1 protein-coding gene is annotated in these 610 nt (G+C 41.6%); it reads right to left on the reverse strand.

Features of this window, described 5'->3' with window-relative positions; all coding sequences use genetic code 11:
* On the reverse strand, positions 1–610 hold a 610-nt coding region (locus HMPREF1040_RS08125; protein WP_007392622.1), incomplete at both ends, for a hypothetical protein.

Raw genomic sequence — 610 nt, forward strand, 5'->3', positions numbered from 1 at the left:
TCTCCTGTTACCGTTACCTTACTTCCTGCTGTGACGGTTTGTTTACCGGCTGTCTTATTAGCATCTTGGAGAGTAAATCCCCCTTGTAATGTTTTGATATCACTTTCATTTTTACCTACACGAGTAGTCAATCCTGCAATATCCGTTACGTTTTTATCCGCTTTATCACTTACCGGTTTCAATGCAGCTTGAACGGTGCCACCCGTTACAAGGTTACCGTCATTTGCTGCAATCGTTCCTGTGCCGAGTTTTCCTGCCCATGCAGTTCTTTCTGCATCACCTATATTGCTTGCATCTTTCTTGGCAAAGGTATCATTCAACGTATTCGTAATACCGGTTTTATTTAAGCTATAGGTAACACTGCCATCTGTACCGACTGCCGCTGTAATATTGCTATCACCCTTAAATGTAATTGTGTCTTTCGCTTTGATTACTTTCTTTCCTGGCGTCGAAGTAGCTCCGTCTTGAATAGTGAATCCTGATTGCAAGGTAGTAATATTTCCATTTATCGTCTTAACCGTATCATTATTACTAAAATCAATCTTACTTCCGTCAATACCGTACTTGATCGTGTTTCCGTCACGGCTTACGGTCAGTCCTTTACCGGCTT

This window comes from Megasphaera sp. UPII 135-E, assembly GCF_000221545.1.
Classification (GTDB): Bacteria; Bacillota; Negativicutes; order Veillonellales; family Megasphaeraceae; genus Megasphaera; species Megasphaera hutchinsoni.